We start from the raw sequence: 24272 nt of genomic DNA, 5'->3' as shown, positions 1-24272 counted from the left end.
TCCTGACGTTCAAGATGGCATTTCATTGCTCACAACTGATACTAAGTTGTAGTCAAAAATAGTACTGACCCTGCTTTCTTGACACTAAGTTACACATTTGCACACAACTTGGTATGAAGCTGAAAAAATGACAATAGGCGACAATCAACAGAACCTGATTGTTACAGTACTTTTTTATATTTATAAAAACTTATTAATTGTGTATTAAAAAATGATGAGAAAATTTTCACGTTCGCAGCCGATAGCCCATACCTCTGACTGTTTCGATATAGTCGTGACCTAGCTTTTTGCGCAGATAACCCACGCAGACATCAACGACATTGGAGCCGGGATCGTAGTCATAGCCCCAAACCTGACTCAGCAGTTGCTCTCGACTCATGACTTGCCCTGGATGACGCACAAAGGTTTCAGCTAGGGTAAATTCTCGTGCTGATAACTTGACTGGGCGATCGCCGACCCAAATCTGACGTTTGAGCAAATCAACGACAATGTTCCCTGCTTTGATAACCATTTCTTCCTGTCGTTTGGGTAAGCGATTGTCGCGCAACCGCACCCGTACCCGCGCCAGCAGTTCTTCAAACCGAAAGGGCTTTGTGACGTAGTCGTCAGCCCCACCTTCTAGTCCGGCGACTTTATCACTGAGCTCATCACGAGCGGAGAGGATAATGATAGGTAGCTGTTCGCCCTGACCGCGTAATTCTTCCAACACCATCCAACCATCTTTGCCAGGGAGACCGATGTCAAGGATCAGGAGGTCAAACTCTCCGCTTTGAGCCATGCTCAACGCTTCATGACCGTCTTTGGCAACTGCGGTAGTGAACCCCGACGCCCGTAGCCCTTTTTCCAAGAAAGCGGCTATGCGCGGCTCGTCTTCGGCAATCAGAATCTGATCAGTCAAACAGAACCTCCAAAGGGTGGATCTAGTGGAATCACAATAGTGAATGTAGAACCTTTACCGGGTTTGCTTTTGAGTTCTACCCGACCACCGTGCGCCGTTGCGATCGCACTCACGATAGACAATCCCAAACCAGCTCCCTCAGAACGACGATAACTATGGGAGCCACGGGCAAAGCGCTCGAAAATGCGTTCTTGGTCGGCAAGGTCAATGCCAACGCCTGTGTCACGCACCCAGAAATAAGCATGACCGTTCAAAACTTCTGAACCAAGGGCAATGACATCCCCATCAGTCGTGTGCTGAGTCGCATTCTCAGCCAAATTCATCATTGCCTGAGTTAGCCGTTGACGGTCAGCTACAATCCGCCCCATCCCCTTGTTCTCCAAACGCCAGTCTCGCTCACCTAAGGCTGTGGCTTTGGTATACAGTTCCTCGGTCAGTGAGCTAATATCTACTGTCTGTAGGTTTAAAAAATTCGGTTGCTCTGCCTTGGCTAGTAATAGTAGATCATCGACAAAGCGACTCATCCGATCCAACTCGTCAGTCACTAATTCCACTGTTTCACGTCGCTCTTGGGGATCATCACCCAGCAGTTCTAAATGACCTCGGATAATTGTGATTGGTGTCCGGAGTTCATGACTTGCGTCGTTGATGAAGTTTCGTTGACTGGCGAAAGCAGTTTGGAGACGGTCTAACATCTCGTTGAACGTGATGCTGAGTTCGGCAATTTGGTCTACCCCCTCCACAGGGATGCGTTGAGATAAGTCAGACTCGGTAATCGAGCGGGCTGTTTCGATGAGTAAGCGTAAGGGAGCCAATAACCGTCCAGCCACTAGCCAAGCCAGCATCGATGCTATGGCTAGAACAGCTATTGTTACCTGGATAATGACGACAATTGCCTGGTTCACTTGCTGATGAGCTAGAGTATCGGAGTAAACGACTACAAAGACACCCTGAGTTTTCCCTTTCAGCACTGGCTCAGCCAGATAGTAGATAGTATCAGTTGAGGTTAATTTCTTACCTTCCTTGGGCTGTTTGAGTTTCTGCCACTGTTTGACAAGCGCTGAATTCGGCTGTAAATTAACCGGCAGAACTTGCGGATTGGATTTGTAGAATTCCCCATTCAAGAGTGTAATCAAAAACGTGTTGTCATGGGGAATGTTGCGCGACAAAAATACATCAAACATGGCAGCGACATCATCCCCGAAAGGTTGAGCCGTGGTGGGGTTCCTCCCCGCAGTCAATCGTCTAAACTCCTTTACCTCCTTAATGAGAGACTTTTCAACCTGCTCTTCTAGTCGGACAAGGAGAACCTCATAGATTGCCAGGACAGATACCAATGTGGAGAAGATCATCAGCACGATGTACGAGATCAAGATGCGTGTGCGAACGCCAAAGAAGATTCTGCGCCATCCAGGAAATCGGTTTTTCTTTGTCACTTGAGCATTTTGATTGCTTCTTGTAAAGAAGATTTTTGGAGCCATGAGCCGATTAAGACGGTTGTATTGCAAAAATTTTTAGAGGAGACCAGCTCCTGGGAGGTGGGATTTTGTTATGGGTGATGGCTATAGGCAGTTGACACAGATGATACTTTAACTAAATTAACATTACTTTTTGCAACATAAGCGTTATTCGACTTAAACTCTTGTATGATAAGCTTTTTATAAGATGACGCGCCCCCCCGAGCCCCATCAATTAGTAAAAAATGGGTAGTAAAAAATGGGCGGTAATACTCCTCTACAAGAACGTGAACACCGATCCAGTTATTTGCGCCCCTCTTTGTACAATCACGGTATAAAAACAAAACTTATTCTTGTTCTGTTTGCACTCACTAGGCGCTTGAAGTCAATCAGGACTCATTGGACGGTAATACTCCTGGAGAAAGACGTGAACACCGATCCAGTGAGTTGCCCCCCTCTCTTTACAATGACCATATAAGAACAAAGCATACACTTGTTCTATCTGCGCTTTTTGTGCGCTTGGAGTAGTTATTTCCTAAAAAAGCCTATGCAACCAACTAATCCAAACCAATTTACAGAAAAAGCCTGGGAAGCGATCGCGCACACGCCAGATATTGCAAAACAATATCAACAACAGCAGATTGAAAGCGAACACCTGATGAAAGCGCTGTTGGATCAAGAAGGTCTTACCAGCGGTATTTTTACCAAAGCAGGTGTGAATCTGCAAAAACTGCGCGAACGCACCGAACAATTTATTCAAAGTCAGCCCAAAGTCTCTGGTAGCAGCAGTTCTGTATACTTGGGACGCAGCTTGGATACTCTACTTGACCGCGCTGACGCGTATCGTAAGGAGTTTCAAGACGAGTATATCTCAATTGAACACTTATTACTGGGTTATGCCAAAGATGACCGTTTCGGCAAACGGTTATACCAAGAATTTGGGTTAGACGAAGGCAAGCTAAAGAATATCATTAAACAAGTTCGAGGAAATCAGAAAGTGACCGACCAAAATCCAGAAGGCAAATACGAAGCACTGGAGAAATATGGGCGTGACCTCACCGAAGCTGCTCGTCAAGGTAAACTTGACCCAGTGATTGGACGTGATGATGAAATTCGGCGGACTATCCAAATTCTCTCACGCCGTACCAAGAATAACCCTGTACTGATTGGTGAACCGGGCGTTGGGAAAACAGCGATCGCCGAAGGACTCGCACAGCGGATCGTAGCTGGTGACGTACCCCAGTCCCTGAAAGACCGCAAACTCATAGCTTTAGATATGGGTGCTTTGATTGCAGGGGCAAAATTCCGGGGTGAATTTGAAGAACGCCTAAAAGCAGTCTTAAAAGAAGTTACCGAGTCTGGCGGGAATATAGTTTTATTTATTGATGAAATTCATACCGTTGTCGGCGCTGGTGCAACTCAAGGCGCAATGGACGCTGGTAACTTGTTAAAACCGATGTTGGCGCGGGGCGAACTGCGCTGTATTGGGGCGACAACTTTAGACGAATATCGTAAATATATTGAAAAAGACGCTGCTTTGGAAAGACGCTTCCAGCAGGTTTATGTGGATCAACCCAGCGTGGAAGATACCATTTCCATTTTGCGCGGCTTGAAAGAACGGTATGAAGTTCATCACGGGGTGAAAATTTCCGATAGTTCTTTAGTAGCAGCAGCCACATTGTCAAGTCGTTATATAAGCGATCGCTTCTTACCAGACAAAGCAATTGACTTGGTAGACGAAGCCGCAGCACGCTTGAAAATGGAGATAACCTCCAAACCAGAAGAACTCGACGAAATCGACCGCAAGATTCTGCAATTAGAAATGGAGAGGCTGTCGCTGCAAAAAGAAAGCAATGCAGCTTCTAGAGAACGCCTAGAAAGACTAGAAAAAGAACTTGCGGATCTTAAAGAAGAACAAAGAACACTCAATAGTCAATGGCAGTCTGAAAAAGACATTATCACCAAAATTCAGTCTGTCAAAGAAGAAATTGACCGTGTGAACCTGGAAATTCAACAAGCAGAACGCGACTACGACCTCAACCGCGCTGCTGAGTTAAAATACGGCAAGTTAACCAGTTTGCATCGGGATTTGGAAGCAGTCGAAACTGAACTTGCTCAAGCACAACGCAGTGGAAAATCTCTATTGCGTGAAGAAGTGACTGAAGCTGACATTGCGGAAGTGATTTCTAAGTGGACGGGGATTCCCATCAGCAAGTTGGTAGAATCTGAGAAAGAAAAACTGCTGCACTTAGAAGATGAACTACACCGTCGTGTCATTGGACAACATGAAGCGGTGACAGCTGTAGCAGATGCCATTCAGCGTTCTCGTGCTGGACTCGCCGATCCGAATCGTCCTATAGCTAGCTTTATTTTCCTCGGTCCTACCGGTGTAGGTAAAACCGAATTGGCAAAAGCTTTGGCGGCGTACATGTTCGACACCGAAGAAGCATTGGTGCGGATTGATATGTCCGAGTACATGGAGAAACACGCCGTTTCTCGCCTCATCGGTGCGCCTCCCGGATACGTGGGTTACGATGAAGGCGGACAACTTACGGAATCGATTCGTCGTCGTCCTTACGCGGTGCTTCTGTTCGACGAAATCGAAAAAGCACATCCAGATGTCTTTAACATCTTCCTGCAAATTCTTGATGATGGTCGAGTTACTGATGCCCAAGGTCATACGGTAGACTTTAAGAACACCGTCATCATCATGACCAGCAACATCGGTTCGCAGTACATCTTAGATGTGGCGGGTGATGACTCACGCTATGACGAAATGCGCCATCGGGTGATGGAGGCGATGCGAAATAGCTTCCGTCCAGAGTTCCTCAACCGCATCGACGAAACGATTATCTTCCATGCATTGCACAAACAGGAATTGCGGCAGATTGTGCAGTTGCAAGTAAATAGACTACGGCAAAGATTGAGCGATCGCAAGATGTCTCTCAAGCTCTCCGATGCTGCTCTTGACTTTTTGGCAGAAGTAGGGTATGACCCTGTATTCGGGGCGCGTCCATTAAAGAGAGCAATTCAACGCGAGTTAGAAACTCAAATTGCCAAAGCTATCTTGCGTGGCGAATTCAACGATGGTGATACCATCTTTGTGGATATCGAGAATGAGCGCCTTTCCTTTAAGCGCTTACCTGCGGAAGTGTTCACAGCTTAATTAGGTGAATAAATAACAAACACGCAAAGGTGCAAAGTTGAATAATTGCACCTTTGCGTTTTTTTGTATGGAAGTCGTTGCAAAGGTGGCGATCGCCCGCATACTGCCGAGGCGTTTCTTCCAGAAACGCCTCCCCTGCTCCTAAAATAGGGGCAACCGCACGGAGTGCGGTTGGGCAGTAGGGCGCGCTACGCGATCGCCTCATATTATTAAGAAGCAGCCAGACGTTTTTAACTGATATCATGTCCGATTAAATAAGCTTATTAAGTTTGTAGTAAGGAATGCGCGTCCTCTTCCATGAAAACAAGGACGCGCATTCCTTACTACATATAAGTTTTATTATGCGTAATTTGCCGGACTTGATATGAGCGCTCATGAGAAGATAAAAGAAAAACCCAAGGGTAGTTCCTTCTGGGCTAAACTTTGGGATTCAAAATATTACTAAGAAGCGGATGATGCAACAACAATTTTATGACTTTATTTCTAAGCTTCTGCCCGAGCACGAGATTGAACTTGCTAAGGTCGATCGCTATCTCAAGACACGGGAGATCAACAAAGGAGATTATTTATTTGCTGAAGGAGAGATTTGCCAATTCATTGGTTTCATCATCAAGGGCTGCTTCCGCATCTTTATTCTTAAGGATGACAAGGAAATCACCTTTGACTTTTTTGTAGAGGGTCAGCCGATCTGCGACTACGAAAGTTACTTCCGCAAACAGCCGACACAATTTTATTTTCAAGCGGTTGAAACCTCAAAGCTCCTGATTCTGAATGACACTTGCCTCAATCTGCTGTTTGAGGAATCGCAAAACGGGCAACGACTTCAAAGGTTGGTGGTAGAAATACTCTTTTTCAGATTCCGTGATTCATTGCTGTCCCTTTACATGGACAAACCGGAGGAACGGTACCTTAAATTGGTTCAGACTAAGCCAGAGTTATTGCGGCGAATTCCACAATACTATCTGGCTTCCTACCTGAGACTTGAGCCAGAGTCTCTCAGTCGTTTGAAGCGGCGTATCTTGTCGCGATCGTAAAACAAACCCAGTGCATCTTAACTCACGTCAATGACAAGCTATTGTGCCGTTCTATAAGGTTGAAGCATACTCTTCAAACCTGCATGCGAAGGTCAATATGACAACTCAACCTCTATCACGTCAACAACTAGTTCAAAAGGCGATCGCCCATGTTGGCTACTACGATCTGCATCCCGATATCAGCCTCAACTTTCAATTTAATCGTTGGGTTCAATGGCTTGGAGAAGCATCTGTTTTAGAAGATATGCAAACTGTTGCACCCAAGATCAAAACCTATGCAGACTTGCGACGTGAATTTTTGGCTCTCAGTGAGCAAGCCCTTGACCAGGATCGCCCGTTACCGGCTGCCTACTACCTACGCACGGCGGAATTCTTTGTTTGGGCAGATGATCCCCAGAAGCGTCCCATGCGCCATCGCTTTATTCAAATGATGCGGCAGTGCTATGGCATCACTGGGAATGAGCAGTACCAAATTCCTTACCAAACAGGCTTTCTCCCAGCTTATCGCTTCACTGTGCAACAATCCAAAGCCACCCTTGTTCTCTTTGGAGGGTATGACAGCTACATTGAAGAGTTTTTTCCAATCGCTTTTTTCTTTGTTGAAGCCGGATACGAGGTTGTCATCTTTGAAGGTCCAGGGCAAGGGGGTGCTTTAGAAGATGCAGGTCTTGCAATGGTTCCAAACTGGGAAGAGCCAGTCAAAATAGTGTTGGATTATTTTGGACTCAACGACGTTATTCTCATGGGTATTTCCCTTGGTGGTGGACTGGTGATTCGAGCCGCTGCTTTTGAGCCAAGAGTCCGCTATGTCATTGCAGATGACATTTTTTGTGATTCCTTTGAAGTCCTTTTAAGATCGCTTTCTGCAACATTAAAAGCGCAAGTTGAACAGTATTTAACTGAGCAGGCTGCCGATCCGCTTAATACGTTGTTGAACAAACTCATGCCTCAAAGTCCCATTCTCGATTGGGGAATCCGACAGGGAATGCACATAATGGGTACAACGACTCCCTACGAGTTTCTTCAAGCTATCCAAGCCTACAACACAATTGAGATATCGAATCGCATTAGAGCAGATGTGTTATTGCTAGCAGGCAGTGAGGATCATTATGTCCCACTCCATCAGTTGTATCGACAAGCAGAAGCCTTAACGAATGTGCGGCTCACTACAAGAGTTTTCACCCGTGCTGAACAGGCACAAAACCATGTTCATGTTGGCAATTTAGGCTTATCTCTTCGCTTTATTGCCAATTGGCTTGAGCGAATGATTCAGGAACAAAGTTTACTTCCTTAGTAGCAAGAACAGGAGAGAAGACACTGTTGGCGAATTCCGGAAACGCTTATGTAGAGAGGATGGCTTTGGGAGTACAGCGATGAAGTTGTAAAACATACGTAGAGATTGGACTCCGTACCGTGGGGCACACGGGAACGTCAACGTCTGTGGATGAGACTGACCAATACTTAGGAGAGGAAACTCCTTCAAGCAAGTCAACTCGTAGAAACAGAAAGCCCAAGATGTGAATCTTGGAATCCCCCGCCTAAAAGGCGTCGGGAGGATGTCAAATGAGCTACTTGCAATTCCTAATGGCTGAATTATCACGGTAACTAGCGAGAGAACTGGGGAAAAGGATTTGTCGAGTCTTTGCGCGTATGCAGCACGACGTGTAAATTCAAGGGACACAAATCAATAACTGTCCCAGGAAGTGGGATGGCTGCGCGGGTTCCTCCTTTGAGAGGATAAAGGTAGCAATACCTCCAGACGCTGTGTAAGACAAGGGAGCTCTTGAGTGACGAACATTCAGCAATAAATGTACCCAACATAGCAACGGTGAAGCAGCGCTCTCCGACGGAGAAGCCAGTGCAGGCGACTGCTAAACCCGAAGGGCGAATGAGATGCGTTCAAAGGAGCGTGTCCGTGCCTCTTTCAGAGGTTGCACGGTACAGGCCTCAAGCCGTGCCCGTAAGCGCAAAGCGCACACTTCGTGTATCCCTCAACGGGACGCAGGCATACGCGCAGCGTGTCCGTAAGGACTCAGGGCTCAGGACATAGGCATACCCGAAGGGCGAATGAGATGCGTTCAAAGGAGCGTGCGCCGTCTTCGCTTAGCCCATGCTTCAAGCGTAAGCGCAAAGCGCACACTTCGTAAACGCGTAGCGTGCCGTCAGGCATAGCTAAGCATGGGTACTTCACTACTGTACTTCAGACAGAGTAGAAGGGATTTTACACCTGGAGCTAATTATGTTATGATAATTGCACTATTACCTTAGTGTATTTACTGATATAATCCGTCCTTTGATTAAGGGGCGTACCTACTATTCTATAGCAGTTTCTAAACTCATTAAGGTATCTAGTAAACCGGAGGTTTTAGCACTTCTGGTTTTCTTATGCTTGGTATTTTTCTGAGCGATAACGAAATAATAGAACTCATTTCTATGATTCAATATCACTACTTTAAGCTGACTTCATCTCAACCCTTACAAGTTCATCTTAACGAGCCGTACTTTGTTCTGAATTGTGAAGGTTAAATGGTAGTTAGGATGCACCACAAGAGCGAGCACCCTCTGATTGGAGAAACGCTCAAAAATCGTTACAAAATTTTTAAATTATTGGGAAGCGGCGGATTTGGCAATACCTACCTGGCTGTCGATTTGAATTTAACAGGACAACCCGTGTGTGTTGTCAAACATCTTAAACCAAAAGACCCGAATCAAGCTATTATGGCAATTGCCAAAAGGCTATTCCAGAGAGAAGCAAAAATTTTGGCTCGGCTAAGTAGCGAAAACAACCAAATTCCTAAACTTTTTGCCTACTTCGAGGAAAATGGGGAATTCTATTTAGTTCAGGAATTTATTGACGGGCATGACTTGACACAAGAAATTATACAAGGCTTGCCTTTGAGTGAGAACGTAGTCTTTAAACTTTTGCAGGACATTCTGGAAGTTCTGGCATTTGTTCATCAACACAACGTCATCCACCGAGATATCAAACCACAGAATTTAAGGCGGCGACGAAAAGATGGGAAAATTGTGCTGATTGACTTTGGGGCAGTAAAGGAAATCAGTGCTTTAAAAGTTAATACCCAAGGGCAAACGACACAAACAGTGGCGATCGGCACTCCTGGCTACATGCCCAGTGAACAACAAGTTTTTCATCCGTACTTCAGCAGTGATGTGTATGCAGTTGGGATCATAGGTATTCAAGCCTTGACTGGGTTAGATCCTCGAAAGCTACCACGAGACTCCCAGACTGGCGAGTTGTGTTGTGCTTTATTTAGTGAGTGTGCTGATGTCAACCCACGTTTACTAGAAATTTTAGACACGATGGTGCGCTATGACTATCGTCAACGTTATAAAGACGCTACAGTTGCTCTAGACGTCCTCCAGCAGCTACAGCTTTTCACGTCGTTCGAGCAGAAACAGGAATTATTCCACACACAACTGGTCAAGCATGGTGTGAAATACCAAAAAGCGGCAGAAGCCGCTAGAATTTTAGCATCTGGAAAACCAGATGAGCTTTTGACCAATGAAGAGATACAACTTGTTACAGAAGTTTGCAAAGAGTGGTCAATACAATACAAGCGCTTGACTTCACTTTTGAGAAACTAGAGCTGAACGATTAAAACTGACTTCACGGGTCGCTTGATGAAATTTCCATCCAAATCAACCTTTCCGTAAAAGCTCTTGCCGTTGTAATAGAGGGAAGAAGAACTTCCACCATCAAGATTCATCGCTTTTTGGACACCCAAACTTTTCAGAAAATCTGCAAGTGCTGACAATGACATCCCAGAATTAGTAGGAGTCTTTGGTTTTTGAGCAACCATCACTAAAACTATGCTGCCATCACGGGTAATACCTACGGCAGTCCGGGCGTTGAGTTGGGTGCTACCTAAGGCGTCTCGGGAATGAGCGGAATCTACAAAGCCTTCTTGCTCTAAGGTTAATTCTGGCAGTAGCTGGGGACCACCACCCAATGCATCGATTAACTGGCAACCTGTTGGTGGTGGCGCATTACGCAAAACAATGTCATAGCGGACAGTTTGCCCGCACAAGTACCGTCGGAATTCGCTACGATTGAGTATTTTAGCAAGATAAGGTTTTAGGTTGGGATTGTTTACTAGTCGCTCGTTTTGCCTGGGATCAGCTACAAGCTTTCCTTGGAGGACAACAACTGACGTAGTTTTTTGGTTATTTGGGTCAAAAAAGCCACCGTTTATGATGGCAACTGCCCGATGTTTCTGAGCAAACTCTTCTACAGTGTTTAGGTGTGGCGACAATGCAGGTGTGACCAAAAACCGACTCTGAGATGGAATCAACAGAACGTGGACTTTGCTTTGTGCTAAAGTTTGCTGTTCATAACGGATAGTTTTTTCTGATAATGATGTTTCTTTTGGTACAACCGCACTTCCTAGTACAGAATGTTGTGGGGAACGCCAGATAAATAGCATCAGCATCCCCAAACTCATGAGCGCTCCAAAAAGCAGCCAGATTTTTCTCATCGTTCAACCGCTGAACAATCCTGTGAAGATATAGTGTCTCTAGTTTTAGCAGCCCATAGGCGATCGCCCCGAGGGGCGCTGTGCTCCCTTGCAATCGCTCTTGCCCTTATCCTCCTTAAGTTGTAAACATTCTAAAGATACAAGAAGATTATGGGCAGAGAATTTATGAAACATAGCACACTAGGAAACCTCAAACAAGAGTTGATTTCTATTTCAGCGGCTACCGATATTGGCTTTAACTGCACCCCAACGATTAAACAGGAAATCGAGACATTAGCGCAAAACATTGAAGCTCTTAATCAAAACAGTGAACCTACAAGCCATATGGAGTTGGTGCAAGGGCGCTGGCGGCTTCTGTACAGCACGTTTGGACTAGAACGGGAAACAAATCTTTCTAGTCTTTCTTTTGGAAAGCTGCCGAATGTGGCGGTTAGCGTTACTGGTATCCTCCAAGAGATTTATACTGCTGGTCAGCAGTACAAAAACCTTATTGAATTTACGGTTTCCTCTGGTGTCAAAGGTATTACTGTAGTTACAGGGTGCTACACAGTAGCGGACTCCAGGCGTCTGGTCATTGATTTCTTGGAAACTTCCGTTATCAGAGCCACCGAGGATTTGAGCGACTCCGCTTTTCGAGAAGCTTTAGGAGTAGAGCAAAACTCGGCTCTCGAATCAACACTTTCTGGAAATGGCTGGTCGGATATTACCTTTTTGGATGAAAATTTGCGCCTTATGCGTGGCAATCAGCAGAATTTGTATGTGCTGGTACGAGCCGACTTTCGGCTAACAAAATAGTCAGCCCACTTGCCACACGCCTTTGCGTTTTTTCATTTAAGAACCTTTACATTTCTCACCCTTAGGAGTGGCATCTGGGTAAAAGGTAATTATCGCTTTTTCTTTCCTCACAAAAACTGCGGGGAAAGTTTTGCCTGTTTCTTGGTCTTGTACATTAAAAATACACGCTCCGTCCCTATCCCCTTGAAGTTTAAAGATTTTAGTTGCGTCTAAAAGCATTTCTTGGGCTGTGCTTTGGTAGCCATAGCCTTTGATAACATCCCTAACAGTGCGATCGCCGAAGGCGGGGCTTTGCCCATCGCTCTGTTTAATGACAACGCCCATCGTATAAATGAGACCTGGAACAACTTCTTCTCGTTGGGAATTATTTGGAAGTCGTCCTCCAATTCCTTTATTTTGTAATTCTAAATATCTGCCATAAAAATGCAACCCGCCGATATCATTGGCGTTATATATTTCTCCACAAAAAATATGTTCAAATCCCCGATTGTTAAACCAAATATCAGTTAAATCTTCCAAAAACTCTGCTTTTGTCTGACGACCGGGACGCAGTTCACCGTTAGTCACTTTCTGAAGTTTCTGCAACACATCTGGATAATAGGATAAAAGCTGTTTAAATTTATTGGAACTGACTCTGGTACCTATAGAACCACAGGTATTTAGTACAGCTTTATCAAAAGGGTTGAGTGTAGGTGCTGGCGGTGAAATGTCTAGCTTTTCGCCTGGTGGGAAACCAACAGGAACTGGGTTATCTTCATTATCAAAAAATGGTATAAGTTTGGTATCTTGCTGTTGAGCGTAAACTGGATTGTGCAACCAAACTGGGGAGGCAAATAGAAGGAGAGCAAATCCAGCTTTTACCCACTTGACTATATGTGTCACCATATTTGATTACATAAATTGATACTTTTGGAAGCTCCGCTTTTACTATATCAACTGGCAGAGCCACTTTAACAGTGAACAGTACCAGCCGCAGTGTCGAGTTAAATACGAGTGGTCGCGCCTCCCCCACCAAGAGCGTGGAAGGCGTTGGTGGCGGGTCGCGCATCCCCCACCATACGCCGTCAGGACTGATAACTGATAACTGATAACTGATAACTGTTTTAACGGCATTCCCAGGTTCTACCTGGGAACGAGTGTAGGTGGGTATATGCCCTACCTACTGGTAAATCCCAAATCGAATTAATCCTTCTTCAACCAGCTGAACATAGCGCGTAAATCTTTGCCCACTTCCTCAATGGGGTGTTCAGCTTCTTGACGACGCATGGCGGTAAATCCAGGTTTACCAGCTTGGTTTTCTAAAACAAATTCCCGTGCAAATTGACCAGCTTGAATTTCTTGCAGAATTTTACGCATTTCTGCTTTGGTTTGGTCATTAACAATCCGAGGTCCACGGGTATAATCGCCATATTCAGCGGTGTTGGAAATGCTGTCGCGCATTTTGGCTAAGCCTCCTTCCACAACCAAGTCAACAATCAATTTGACTTCATGAAGACATTCAAAATAAGCTAACTCTGGCTGATAACCTGCTTCCACCAAAGTTTCAAAACCGGCTTTGATTAAAGCACTCAAACCACCGCACAATACTGCTTGTTCACCAAACAAATCGGTTTCGGTTTCTTCGCGGAAAGTCGTTTCGAGAATACCGGCGCGGGTTCCACCAATACCTCTAGCGTATGCCATCGCGCGATCGCGTGCCTGACCACTGGCATCCTGGTACACTGCAAACAGAGCCGGTACACCTTGTCCTTGTTCATAAGTCCGGCGTACCAAATGTCCTGGTCCTTTGGGTGCAACCATCACCACATCCACGTTAGCAGGTGGGACGACTTGACCAAAGTGAATATTGAAGCCGTGAGCAAATGCTAAAACATTTCCTTCTTCCAGATTCGGTTCAATCTCGTTTTTGTAAACTGTTTTTTGCACTTCATCTGGCAACAAAATCATAATAAAGTCAGCAGCCTTAGCAGCATCTGCGACATTTTTCACAGTCAGTCCAGAAGCTTCAGCCTTCGCTGCTGACTTACTACCCGGATATAGCCCGACAATCACATTCAGACCACTATCTTTGAGATTGAGGGCGTGGGCGTGACCTTGGGAACCATAGCCGATGATAGCGATGGTTTTCTGTGCCAAAAGGTCTAAATTAGCATCTTCGTCGTAGTACATCCGGGCCATAATAACTTCTCCAGTCAGCAAGCGTCCTGATTTATTGCAAGTTTATAATCTTACCGCAAAACTTGACCTCAGCTTCCAATTGTTAAAACTCTATTGCTATAAGCTACCCAGCATCCATCCCACTGCCAATCCAAACGCTGCGGTTCCAGTCATAACTAGCATAGCTGCATTGAAACTACTGAAATATTTCTTTAACCTTCGCCCGGTTTTGTTGAAAGTCACTATTAAATTGCAATACAAAACTAAACGGATAATCGCTTGCCAACCGATTATCATCCACAGCAAGATTATCAAAATACCTGTTAAAGCTGCAACTACAATTCCACGCGTGCTTGCTACATCAATCAATAAAAAAGCGAAAAATAAAATATTTATACCATACAGAATTATCGTAATTTGTGAAACATCTGGCAAAGGTAAAATACATAAACTAAAAGCTAAAATAGAACGTGAAAGAACTAAAATAAGTACCAAGAGCCAAGTCTTTTTGGAAAGACGACTATAAATAATAGAAGCTAAGGGAAAAACAGCAAAATAAATGACTATAGGTACAGACGCAGAAGATACTTTGATTAACCAGCCGTTAAATATATTTATGCTTAAAAAAGCAATTAACCAACCCCAATCTTTTAATATCTTATTCAGTAATTTTTTTTGAGAGTTTTCACTAGATTTCATGTTTTCTCTCGCCGATTTAAAAGGGAAAATAGCTGTTTTTCTTGATTGGAGTCAAATTGATTATCAGCAATTTCTTCATAAACATTGATAAATTAAGTACATATAGTCATCCTATTTAATTTGTGAAGTAGGCATTTTTCAGGAACCACAGAGGACACAGAGAACACAGAGTAAAGAGTAACACAAAACTTTACAAATTATTCAGGAATACTATAGTCTTTTTGTTTATTATTTATGCAGTCAAACCTTGTCAAGCAGATTATATTAGATTTTATAAAAAAAAAACCATAAAAAAAATCTGTTATTTCAAACAGATTTCATCAGTGATTTTTATATTTTTGTTATTATCCCATTCTGCCTTTAATAAGTTGAGTAAAGAACACCGAAACCCAAGCATTTAAACATTTTTTGTTGGGTAGTCACTATAGCATGACTGATAGAATTCGTGAAGATAGACGTTTTGTCGGCTATTGTCCATATTCCAAGGCGGATTAACGAAAATTTCACAAATTAAATCAAATTACTTTATAGTTCAACCCAACGTACGCTGACTGCGAAAGGCAAGGTAATGTTTTTAGGTTTGGCGATCTATTGTTTGCACTTCGTCATCAGATAATTTCACATTGACAGCACGCAGTGTGTCTTCAATGCTGGAAATTTTGCTTGCACCAGGAATAGGCAATATAGAGGGCGACTTGGAACGCAACCACGCTAGGACAATACCGTACACCGATACGCCTTTTTCCTTTGCGAGTTTGGCGATCGCCTCAATATCTTCCAAGCCTTGATGGCGACGACTTCCTCCAAAGGGACTCCAAGGTAGAAACGTCAAACTTTCTTTTTCACAATACTCCAGCACGCCATCAGACTCTGGCTCACGATACCAAGGATTGTACTGATTTTGCACAGAGACAATATCAACCACATCCCGCGCCCGTTTGATTTGTTCTACAGAAAAATTGGAAACTCCCACAAACCGAATCAAACCCGCATCCACTGCTTCTTTAGCTGGTGCCAGGGATTCCTCTATGGTGTAATCTGTATCGGGGGCATGGTATTGCCAAACATCGATAGGTTTATTGCCGCCTAAAGCCTCAAAGCTGATGCGGATGGTTTCGCGTAAATGTTCTGGATTACCATTGCGCGTCCAGTTCCCATTAGGACGCATCAAGCCGCCTTTCGTCGCGACAACAACATGACTCACATCGCCATTGTAAGAGTGCAATGCTTTGTGAATCAGTCGCTCGTTGTGGTGCTTGTCTGATTCGTCCTTGCAGTAGGAGTCGGCGGTGTCAATGAATGTGATACCTAAATCCAAGGCACGATGGATGACATCAATTGACTGCGACTCTGGGGGGCGAGTGCTTATGGACATCGGCATAGCCCCTAAACCAATCGCACTTACGGAGACACCTGTTTTCCCTAGCTGTTTTGTTTCCATGTTTTTAACTCAAGTTTCAGCGTCATTACTTGGATGATAACTTCGCGCAAAGTCGAGGGCAGTGCTGCGGGAGGGTTTCCCGACAGCAGGCGACTGCCCGTTGCAAAGACGCTAAGAAAAACTTTGCTTTTTTACGTCTGACCTAAGAGGTAAAAGAAAATGACTGTTACACAAACTGCAACAATGCCAGAAACAGGTTTTTGATTCAGCCATACTTGCAATACGTTCATCTATCTATGGGTAGGTTATGTATAGTCAAGTAATACGTAAATCAACTCTTGTTCTGAGTCTGCTGGCGGGAGGGGTCATTTTTACCAGCTGTGCTTCTGTTCCTAGTTCTGAGTCTACAAATCAACAAGCGTTACCTAAAGCTCAACTCAACAATCAAGTGGCTGATACAGCACCAGCAGCACCAGCTGACGCGAGTGAAAGTACATCTGCAACGGCTCAAGCTGCACAAGTCACGCGTTCCCGTCCGCAACTTATTAAAAAGGCAGCTATGACTCTGATTGTTGATTCTGTGGATAAGAGCATCGATGCTGTCTCTCAAATTATCAGTCAACAGCAAGGGAACTTAATGAGCCTTGATGAACAACAGCCCAAAAATGAATCTGCCCGTCATACAGCAATGATACAGTTGCGGGTTCCAGAAAATCTGCTAGAACCTACCCTAGAAAAACTGGCTAAACTGGGAACTGTGCAAAGTCGCAATATCACGGCTGTTGATGTAGCTGACCAAATTGTAGATATTCAAGCTAGATTAAGCAATTTGCAAAGAACAGAAAGCAATTTACAGAAGATTCTGGATCGGGCGGGTTCAGTTAGGGATGTGCTGAGTGTTTCTAAAGAACTGAGCAACGTGCGACAGTCAATAGAGCAAATTGATGCCCAGTTGAAAAACTTACAAAATCAAGTTACGTACTCTACGATCACATTGAACATAGAAGCAGCAGTGTCTGGTAGCGCCCCGCAGCGTGCTTTCGGTTCACAAATGCAAGAAGCCTGGAATAATTCCACTCACTCTTTGGCAGAATTCTCTGTTGGTTTGATGAAATTGAGTATTTGGTTAATTGTGTATAGCCCCTATTTGTTGATTTTGGCTGCTGCCATCTATGGTTTGACTCGCTGGCGGCGGAATGCACAACCTATCGCATCAACACCAGAATCGGGTAACTCTGATAGATTGGATTAGGGGGTTAGCGTGTAGGAGATTTGAATTTTAAATTGTTCTAGACTCCAGTGTGATTCAGGAGATTAGTAAATAAAAATTAAAAAATGAAAATTGAATATTTTGAATCTTCCATTTTTAATGAAAAATTAAACAGCCTCTGCTGTTTGTCCCCTTATCGCTTTATTCGCTTGTTATCTCTTCTAGAGGCTCATCATTTGTACTAATTAAGACTAAATGATGAGCCTCTAAAATGCCAAGATATGTAGCAGAAGCATATTTAAACTCTTATGCCAGAATTACGCCACTCGATCGCTCAGCACTACCACGAACGCACTAAGTACGACCCACAGACCATCGCCTCTAAGAATAAGGGGTTAGACTGGTCTAAGCAGCCGGTGCCGTTCAAAGAGTACAAAATAGGCTCTGCTTATGACCTCAAACCTTATATCCAAGAAAAACCCGAAGCATTTGTTGGTAACGCAGATGCTCAGTGGTGGCAGAGGTTGTCACGGCTGCTGTTTTGTAGCTATGGACTAACGGCAAAAATGCCTTCAATGGGAAGTGCGGTATATTTAAGATCTGCACCTAGTGCGGGTGGTTTGTACCCTGCAGAAATGTATGTTGTTTCCCGTGGCACAGAGTTATTGCCACCAGGACTGTATAACTACCAGTGTCGAACTCACTCGCTCATGCACTACTGGGAAAGTGATGTTTGGCAGAAACTGCAAGAAGCTTGTTTTTGGCATCCTACTTTGGAAAGTAGCCAGTTGGCAATTATTATTACTTCGGTTTTCTATCGTTCAGCGTGGCGATATGAAGATAGAGCATACCGACGCATTTTTTTGGATACGGGACACTTGTTGGGTAATATCGAGTTAGCTGGCGCTGTGACTAACTATCGCCCTCATCTTATAGGTGGCTTTGTGGATGAGACGGTGAACGAACTCCTATACATCGATCCCCAACACGAAGGAGCGATCGCAGTTGTTCCCCTAGCAGACTTGCTGGATATCAAACAAAACTTACCCACAGGACGAACCGCCTTACCTTCCGCCACTGAAACTAACTATCCTCACATTCCCGATGGTGAACTGCTGACGTATTTTCATTACCGTACACAGATTCAACCAGGGACAACAGGTAAGTTAAATTTGCCCGTAGTGAAAGAAAAATCTTTGGAAGATAAATATAACTTTCCTTTCTGTGAAAAAATTCCTACCGCCAGCAAGCCGATTGATTGGGGAAAAAAACTGGAAGGACTAGAAGTTACGATTCTCAAGCGGCGTTCTACTCGCGCCTACAGTGGTGAGGATTTAACCTTCGAGGAACTAAAAGCTTTACTCGATTTTACTTATCAACCTCAAAATTACATTGACCAAGGTTTTGATAATGTCACTGATTACTTTGACCTGAATTTAATAGAAACATTTATTGCTGTGTCTGGGGTAGAAGGTCTTGAGGCTGGCTGTTACTATTACGCACCTAAAGCGCAAGAATTGCGACAAATTCGTTTTAAAAACTTCAGAAAAGAGTTACACTTCCTCTGTTTGGGGCAAGAGTTAGGAAGGGATGCAGCAGCAGTCGTTTTTCATACAGCCGATTTAAAATCATCTGTGGGTCAGTACGGCGATCGCGTTTATCGTTATCTGCATATGGATGCCGGTCATTTGGGACAAAGGCTCAATTTAGCCGCGATTCGCCTTGGTTTAGGCGTCAGTGGTATCGGTGGATTTTTTGATGACCAAGTGAATGAAGTCTTGGGTATTCCTAGGGACGAGGCTGTGTTGTATATTACTACCTTGGGAAGACCGAGGTAAAATGAACCACTCAAACTAGTGGTTCATCGCATTAATTATGAGGGGTTTAAATAGTTTGTAGCAAGCGCTTTAGCGCTAAAGCGCTTACTACTATAATTAATGACATGAACCGCTAGCTTAACTGATGTACTCCCAGCAGCGCTTCACCTCGGCGATAAAGCTCACGAGCAAAATCAGTCCACATTCCCTGTCCCCAATATCGAAAACAACTGGTTTGCAATAATAAGTTGTACAGCAATGCTTCCTGATAATCAGAACTCTGTGTCACTGAAGCGTCTTGCTGCACGAGTGTGTCGTATTTTTCATGAAACAAAGCGCTCAGTTTCTTCATCGGATCTAAAACATTTTCGTAGCCTTGAACCCAACTTAAAGAATTTGTCCAAGAAGCACCATCCATGTGGAATTGATGGTCTGTTTCTTTTAATTCTGCTATTGCCTTTTCCACAGCTTCTGGTGTTGCCTTTTCTGTGTCTACTCGCTGCCAAATTTTGTGTTGCTGTACAGCTTGACAAGTCGGATAATCCTCAGGATTAGCACCAGCAGCCTCAATTAATTCCAAATATTCAGTACCATTGAGTGCAACCACTCCCGAATGATTACCTCCTGAATCGCGAATTTCATGATACACCCTAATCAAATCGCGGGGATATTCATTCATCATGACGCCGCCATTTTCCCCATCGGCTATTTGCGTAACTAAAGAAGGAATACTCACATTTCCAATTTGCTGTTTCCCTCTTCCTTTTGCCTCAAAATAAGGCTGCATTTGAGCCACTAATTTTGTATCGGAACCTTGGGTTTTAATTAATGCTGTGATGCTGATAGTTTCACCCTTGGAATTCCGAGCAACCAACCGATTGGGAATATATTTATCGTCATGGTGTAGCCCAGAACCATCCAGACGTTCTACCGAATGTTCTTGCACCATCAGCCAACGATATCCGCATTCTTTCAAAGCTTTGATATATTCAAACAGTGTATCTGGGTGATTGGGCAAGTGCATTTCTGGAGGAGAAAAGCCTTTCACTCGCTTTAGGGCATCATAGCCAAAAATTGCTGCAAAATAATGTTGCCACGCTTGAATATGTAGTTTAATGTCAGGAATTGGTGTGGAAGGAATAACCGCATGACTCCACATGGTTCCTAACCATTCAACATAAGGTTGGTACTGGGGATCACAGGTAATGCGTTTGAGGTTGTTGAGGATATCCTCTCGTCCCATTTGTCGTAATCCCCACAACAAATTACCCGAATAATCGAGCATAATTCGAGGATTGCAACCTTCACTCACGAGTTGGGGAATAAAATCTCCCATGCGGCTGTAGCACCAGGCAAATGGTTCTGCGTTGTGGTTATCTCCTTGGTTGGGATGTTCAAACATATACTGGAGATTACTGATGAGTTCTCCATTCGCACCAGCAGGAATTGTTGGTTGATGCATATGTAGGGCGCAAGCAAACCCAGCTGTGATATTTTGTAAGGATTGATTTGTGTTATTTAAAAACACAGGATTATCCTGTTGAACCACCGAACGAATTTCTGCTTCCCAGCCACAAATATTTGGCAATCCTGTCCGGAATTCTTCCAAAACAGGTAACTTCGCAAATGGTGTTGTTGCAGTCATAATAATTATCTCAATTTTTAGATTTTATTGAAAGAAGAAACCAGCAAGCAGAAGCGGTAACAGCAGAAGGACAGACGCAATCAAGACGAGAGTTCCCGGATCAATCTTAATTTGTGGATCGCGCATTTTACACTCTCTTGGATAAGAAATATTACAAACAACTCACTAAAATTTTTAGTATTTTTACTCAGTTACAGTTTGACTTAGATCAGAAAGCTAACACGATGTTTAGCAACTCAAACTTTTATTTGGCTCATCAGGTTAATAGTATACCTAGTGTAAGGTTTAATCAATAGCTTTTTAATTTATGACAAGAAAAATAATTTGAGTAAGTCAGTACATTTTTTGTACATATTTACCTAAGAGACCATTTATAAAGTAATTCTTAACTTTGTAGGGTGCGTTAAAGCGCAGCGCAACGCACCGAAATCAACGGTGCGTTACGGCAAAAATATTTATTTTCGCTATCTTTAGTCACCTTGTGCCGTAACACACCCTACTTAATATTTTGTTTATAAATAGCCTCTAACCTATTTTAAAATTAGGGTTTTATCTGATGATTGTAGAACCTTTCTGAAAGAGCAATTATAATTAATTTCATTCCAGCAAAATCATTAACTTTTAGAGTTGTCAGGAAAAGAATTGTGACTCAAGAACACTCAGCAAAATGGTGGGCAGTATTTATATGTATTGCTTTTATCGAAGCAGTATTGCTCAGTCTGTTAATTTCTAGACAATCGACTCCACTACTATTTGTAGCAATCATTGCGATCGCATTTCTGTTGTTTCTCATTCCTCAGCTTGATGAGGTTATTGCATTGACTTTTGATAGAGGAAAGCTAGAAAGTAAGATAAATTCCATCGGGAAGAAAGTCTCTACAACTAAGGCAAGAACTGACAAGCTAGTTTTATTATCTATGTCAAAATCGATGTATGATACTCTCAAGAAACTTGCAGCAGGAAGCTTTAGTCCTTATCAAAGAAGTGATGTTCTAGAAAGAGAACTTTATCACCTTAAGGATATAGGGTATATAGAGGTAGGTAGAATTCGTGACATTCCGTATGAAGGTAATAATCTTTCAGAATATTTGAAAGTAACAGATTCTGGTAAGCAATTTATCGAACTTCGTAAGAGTGTAGAGGAAGAAAGTAAAGGTTAATGTGAACTTGATTTCGTTAAGCCAGGGAAATCTACACTTAATTTTCTTCTAGTGTGACGATGACAACTTATATGTGGTTTGAGTCATGTAACTCACACCTCAAAGAGCGAAAAATTGCTTAACTACAGCACGAAATCCTGGCAATACAGGACTCGTTCATTAGACTTCTTGCATGAATAGGACTAAGTATATAGCGGTTTTGGTGTTGTATGAAATATAGCTGTTGTGGGGTGGGCATCTTGCCCGCCCTAATCTAGATGACAGGTGAGGACACCTGTCCCACAAGAAAATTAGAACTACAATGTATTGAATTGAGAACCGCTATGATTTGATTCGCGCAAGAGCTCTTAGCGCGTTCGCGAAGCGGGCACTCCGTGCGATCGCCTCAGGCAGCTCTTCTGGAGCATCGCGCCTCACAATCCAAAATGCGTTACCCTAGGATATGTAGTGCTGCAAATCACAAGTGTATAAAAGTAAAATTACCTACGTTTTCTTTACACTGACCTTACTCATTATCCTTAGCTGGACAACGATCGCAAAGCTACCAAACAGATTGACTTGCCAGCAATCAAATGTTATTCGAGCAACAGGTGAAAGACACTATATACATCCCGAGAAAATTGTGATTGAGCCTTGGCGGGGTGAACATCACGTTTATGCGATTTTCATGATTCCTGGTGGGTATCTCAATGATAAGTTATTTACAGTCACAATAAAAGGCGTTGGCAGTTTCTGCGGAGAACTTGATTTTGGTGGCACTACCGTTGCCTATGGCGTTACTGCCAAACCAGGACATTACCTGATGAAAGCATTATTCCTTAGTCGGGCTGCTGTTTGGCTCATTGCTCAAGGAAAGGGAGATGAGTTAAAGCAGCCAGCTAACTGGAGACTGGGTTATGGAAAGCTAGAAGAAAAATCTCGTACCAATTAACCCACTTTCCCGCGTTTCACAAACCCATGACTGCACGATAATGAGCTTCAATTTCAGCAACAGTCCCAGACTTGCGCTTTGTATGCCATTGACTGTGATTGAATAGTTGTTGCCGCAACTCATCCACATTAATAGTAGTCACTTTACCATCAGCGACTACCTGCTTGCCATTCACCCACGCACTGTGTACAACATTGCTGGGACGACCGAGAATTAATAAACCGATGGGGTCTGTACGCGGTAACAGTGATAAGCTGGTGAGGTCATACATCACCAAATCGGCTTTTTTACCAACGGTGAGAGAACCGAGTTTATCTGCCATGTTTAATCCCTTTGCACCACCCAAAGATGCCATCTCCACCGCTTGACGAGGTGTAATCCAATGCTGATAATCTAAATCAGTGACGTTGTGCAGCAGTGAACCGATTTTGATGGCTTCTAGTAAGTCTTGCGAGTCATTGCTCGATGCGCCATCACAACCAAAAGTCACGTTGACTCCAGCTTGAGAATATTTCAAAATAGGAGCAATGCCACTACCCAAACGCAAGTTACTTAAGGGGTTGTGGACAACTGTCGATTTGGTTTCGGCTAGGATGGCAATATCGGTGTCACTCAAGTGGACGCAATGAGCAAGGGACGTGCGATCGCTCAAATAACCAATACGCTTCAAATGTTCAACCGCACTACACCCGTATTTTTCTTGCGCTAATTTTTCTTGCGCTTTGGTTTCAAGTAGGTGAGAGTGACGGCAAAGATTATACTTATTGCTTAACTCACTACACCCCTCAAACAAGGCATCAGAACACAATTGTATTCCCGTAGGCGCAACTAAAATACTTATACCCTCATCCGGGCGATGAAACTGTCTGACTGCTTCTTCTATCAAATCCAGTGTAGCCTGTGTTGAGCGAAAATAAGGCTCGTGATTTTGCTCGGTTTCTCCAGATGGTATCCCAGCGGTGAGGGATTCATCTTGAATCAGGGGGGAGACAAAGGCGCGAATGCCAACTTCTTTATAAGCGCGAACGGCGGTAGCAATTGTTTCTAATTCTTTGCCTGGAATAAGGACGAGATGATCTACGACACTTGTACCACCAGTCAGTAGGGTTTCTACTGCCGTTCCCAAAGCACTTAGGTAAACTTTTTCTGTATCGAGGGGGACAAAGTCGTAAAGTTCAGCTAGCCATAATTCTAATGGAAAAGGTGGGATCGCTCCTCGTTGCCACATTTCCGAGGAGTGGGTGTGGGCGTTGAAAAATCCTGGTAGGAGGAGTTTATTTTCACCGTTAATTGCTGTACCGACAACCTCCAAGCTGGGTGCAATAGCGGCGATCGCCCCGTCTACAACCTGCACATCCACGGTTGCATAATCATCAACAGTCGCAATCAAAACATTTTGGATAGTAAAGTTCACGATTTTAACCTT

20 protein-coding genes are annotated in these 24272 nt (G+C 43.7%); 10 read left to right on the top strand and 10 right to left on the bottom strand.

Annotated features, from left to right (window positions below; all coding sequences use genetic code 11):
* Window positions 1-226: 226 nt before the first annotated feature.
* Together ACM0OZ_RS02095 and ACM0OZ_RS02090 are read right to left on the bottom strand one after the other, a co-directional pair.
* Entirely contained in the window at window positions 227-898 is a 672-nt protein-coding gene (locus tag ACM0OZ_RS02095) for a response regulator transcription factor (protein WP_414581177.1), read from the bottom strand.
* Window positions 895-2379 carry a sensor histidine kinase gene (locus tag ACM0OZ_RS02090; RefSeq protein WP_414581176.1) on the bottom strand — a complete coding sequence of 495 codons (1485 nt, stop codon included), beginning with the start codon at window positions 2377-2379 and terminating at the stop codon, window positions 895-897. Before ACM0OZ_RS02090 ends, ACM0OZ_RS02095 begins: the two co-directional genes overlap by 4 nt.
* Before the next feature lie 523 nt (window positions 2380-2902).
* Here ACM0OZ_RS02090 and clpB point away from each other — a divergent pair.
* Window positions 2903-5521, top strand: coding sequence for an ATP-dependent chaperone ClpB (clpB, locus tag ACM0OZ_RS02085; protein ID WP_414581175.1), 2619 nt, complete (start codon window positions 2903-2905; stop codon window positions 5519-5521).
* Here clpB and ACM0OZ_RS02080 read toward each other — a convergent pair.
* Window positions 5511-5765 (bottom strand): hypothetical protein, encoded by a 255-nt coding sequence (locus tag ACM0OZ_RS02080; protein WP_414581174.1) that lies wholly within the window; start codon window positions 5763-5765, stop codon window positions 5511-5513. The genes clpB and ACM0OZ_RS02080 overlap by 11 nt on opposite strands.
* A gap of 208 nt (window positions 5766-5973) precedes the next feature.
* Between ACM0OZ_RS02080 and ACM0OZ_RS02075 the strand changes: the two genes are divergently transcribed.
* The 3 genes from ACM0OZ_RS02075 to ACM0OZ_RS02065 all read left to right on the top strand — a co-directional run bounded on the left by ACM0OZ_RS02075 (window position 5974) and on the right by ACM0OZ_RS02065 (window position 10161).
* Complete coding sequence (locus tag ACM0OZ_RS02075; RefSeq protein ID WP_414581173.1) at window positions 5974-6555, top strand: Crp/Fnr family transcriptional regulator; 582 nt, start codon at window positions 5974-5976, stop codon at window positions 6553-6555.
* 97 nt (window positions 6556-6652) lie between these two features.
* A complete protein-coding gene (locus tag ACM0OZ_RS02070; RefSeq protein ID WP_414581172.1) occupies window positions 6653-7849 on the top strand; it encodes an alpha/beta hydrolase in 1197 nt (398 codons plus the stop codon).
* Window positions 7850-9093: 1244 nt separating this feature from the next.
* Window positions 9094-10161: a protein kinase domain-containing protein gene (locus ACM0OZ_RS02065; RefSeq protein WP_414581171.1), complete on the top strand. Its 1068-nt coding sequence runs from the start codon at window positions 9094-9096 to the stop codon at window positions 10159-10161.
* On the opposite strand, the gene ACM0OZ_RS02060 is transcribed toward ACM0OZ_RS02065, so the two are convergent.
* The gene (locus ACM0OZ_RS02060) at window positions 10158-11051 is read right to left on the bottom strand and encodes a phosphodiester glycosidase family protein (protein WP_414581170.1); all 894 of its coding nucleotides are present in this window, start codon (window positions 11049-11051) and stop codon (window positions 10158-10160) included. The genes ACM0OZ_RS02065 and ACM0OZ_RS02060 overlap by 4 nt on opposite strands.
* A 165-nt stretch (window positions 11052-11216) precedes the next feature.
* Here ACM0OZ_RS02060 and ACM0OZ_RS02055 point away from each other — a divergent pair, with 165 nt between their 5' ends.
* A complete protein-coding gene (locus ACM0OZ_RS02055) occupies window positions 11217-11846 on the top strand; it encodes a PAP/fibrillin family protein (RefSeq protein ID WP_414581169.1) in 630 nt (209 codons plus the stop codon).
* A 36-nt stretch (window positions 11847-11882) separates the two neighbouring features.
* Here ACM0OZ_RS02055 and ACM0OZ_RS02050 read toward each other — a convergent pair whose 3' ends face one another.
* Window positions 11883-12731 carry an EndoU domain-containing protein gene (locus ACM0OZ_RS02050; RefSeq protein WP_414581168.1) on the bottom strand — a complete coding sequence of 283 codons (849 nt, stop codon included), beginning with the start codon at window positions 12729-12731 and terminating at the stop codon, window positions 11883-11885.
* A gap of 71 nt (window positions 12732-12802) precedes the next feature.
* Here ACM0OZ_RS02050 and ACM0OZ_RS02045 point away from each other — a divergent pair, with 71 nt between their 5' ends.
* Window positions 12803-12934, top strand: coding sequence for a hypothetical protein (locus ACM0OZ_RS02045; protein WP_414581167.1), 132 nt, complete (start codon window positions 12803-12805; stop codon window positions 12932-12934).
* A 94-nt stretch (window positions 12935-13028) separates the two neighbouring features.
* On the opposite strand, the gene ilvC is transcribed toward ACM0OZ_RS02045, so the two are convergent.
* From ilvC to ACM0OZ_RS02030, 3 genes are all read right to left on the bottom strand, one after another.
* Window positions 13029-14024 carry a ketol-acid reductoisomerase gene (gene ilvC / locus ACM0OZ_RS02040; RefSeq protein ID WP_096564640.1) on the bottom strand — a complete coding sequence of 332 codons (996 nt, stop codon included), beginning with the start codon at window positions 14022-14024 and terminating at the stop codon, window positions 13029-13031.
* A 96-nt stretch (window positions 14025-14120) separates the two neighbouring features.
* On the bottom strand, window positions 14121-14702 hold the full coding sequence (locus tag ACM0OZ_RS02035; RefSeq protein WP_414581166.1) for a hypothetical protein: 582 nt from the start codon (window positions 14700-14702) through the stop codon (window positions 14121-14123).
* Between the two features lie 574 nt (window positions 14703-15276).
* The gene (locus ACM0OZ_RS02030; RefSeq protein ID WP_414581165.1) at window positions 15277-16143 is read right to left on the bottom strand and encodes an aldo/keto reductase; all 867 of its coding nucleotides are present in this window, start codon (window positions 16141-16143) and stop codon (window positions 15277-15279) included.
* Between the two features lie 247 nt (window positions 16144-16390).
* Between ACM0OZ_RS02030 and ACM0OZ_RS02025 the strand changes: the two genes are divergently transcribed.
* Window positions 16391-17335: a DUF4349 domain-containing protein gene (locus ACM0OZ_RS02025; RefSeq protein WP_414581164.1), complete on the top strand. Its 945-nt coding sequence runs from the start codon at window positions 16391-16393 to the stop codon at window positions 17333-17335.
* 266 nt (window positions 17336-17601) lie between these two features.
* Entirely contained in the window at window positions 17602-19131 is a 1530-nt protein-coding gene (locus tag ACM0OZ_RS02020; protein WP_414581163.1) for a SagB/ThcOx family dehydrogenase, read from the top strand.
* A gap of 112 nt (window positions 19132-19243) precedes the next feature.
* On the opposite strand, the gene ACM0OZ_RS02015 is transcribed toward ACM0OZ_RS02020, so the two are convergent.
* Window positions 19244-20755: a glycosyl hydrolase family 57 gene (locus ACM0OZ_RS02015; protein ID WP_414581162.1), complete on the bottom strand. Its 1512-nt coding sequence runs from the start codon at window positions 20753-20755 to the stop codon at window positions 19244-19246.
* A gap of 644 nt (window positions 20756-21399) precedes the next feature.
* Between ACM0OZ_RS02015 and ACM0OZ_RS02010 the strand changes: the two genes are divergently transcribed.
* A complete protein-coding gene (locus tag ACM0OZ_RS02010) occupies window positions 21400-21915 on the top strand; it encodes a hypothetical protein (RefSeq protein ID WP_414581161.1) in 516 nt (171 codons plus the stop codon).
* Window positions 21916-22378: 463 nt separating this feature from the next.
* Window positions 22379-22846, top strand: a complete 468-nt coding sequence (locus tag ACM0OZ_RS02005; RefSeq protein WP_414581160.1) for a hypothetical protein — start codon at window positions 22379-22381, stop codon at window positions 22844-22846.
* 16 nt (window positions 22847-22862) lie between these two features.
* On the opposite strand, the gene ACM0OZ_RS02000 is transcribed toward ACM0OZ_RS02005, so the two are convergent.
* Window positions 22863-24260 (bottom strand): amidohydrolase, encoded by a 1398-nt coding sequence (locus ACM0OZ_RS02000; RefSeq protein ID WP_414581159.1) that lies wholly within the window; start codon window positions 24258-24260, stop codon window positions 22863-22865.
* Window positions 24261-24272 lie beyond the last annotated feature (12 nt).

The organism is Scytonema sp. PCC 10023 (genome assembly GCF_963920835.1).
Classification (GTDB): domain Bacteria; phylum Cyanobacteriota; class Cyanobacteriia; order Cyanobacteriales; family Nostocaceae; genus Kalymmatonema.
The sequence above is the reverse complement of the archived record's forward strand: the minus strand, read 5'-3'. Positions and strand labels throughout refer to the sequence as shown.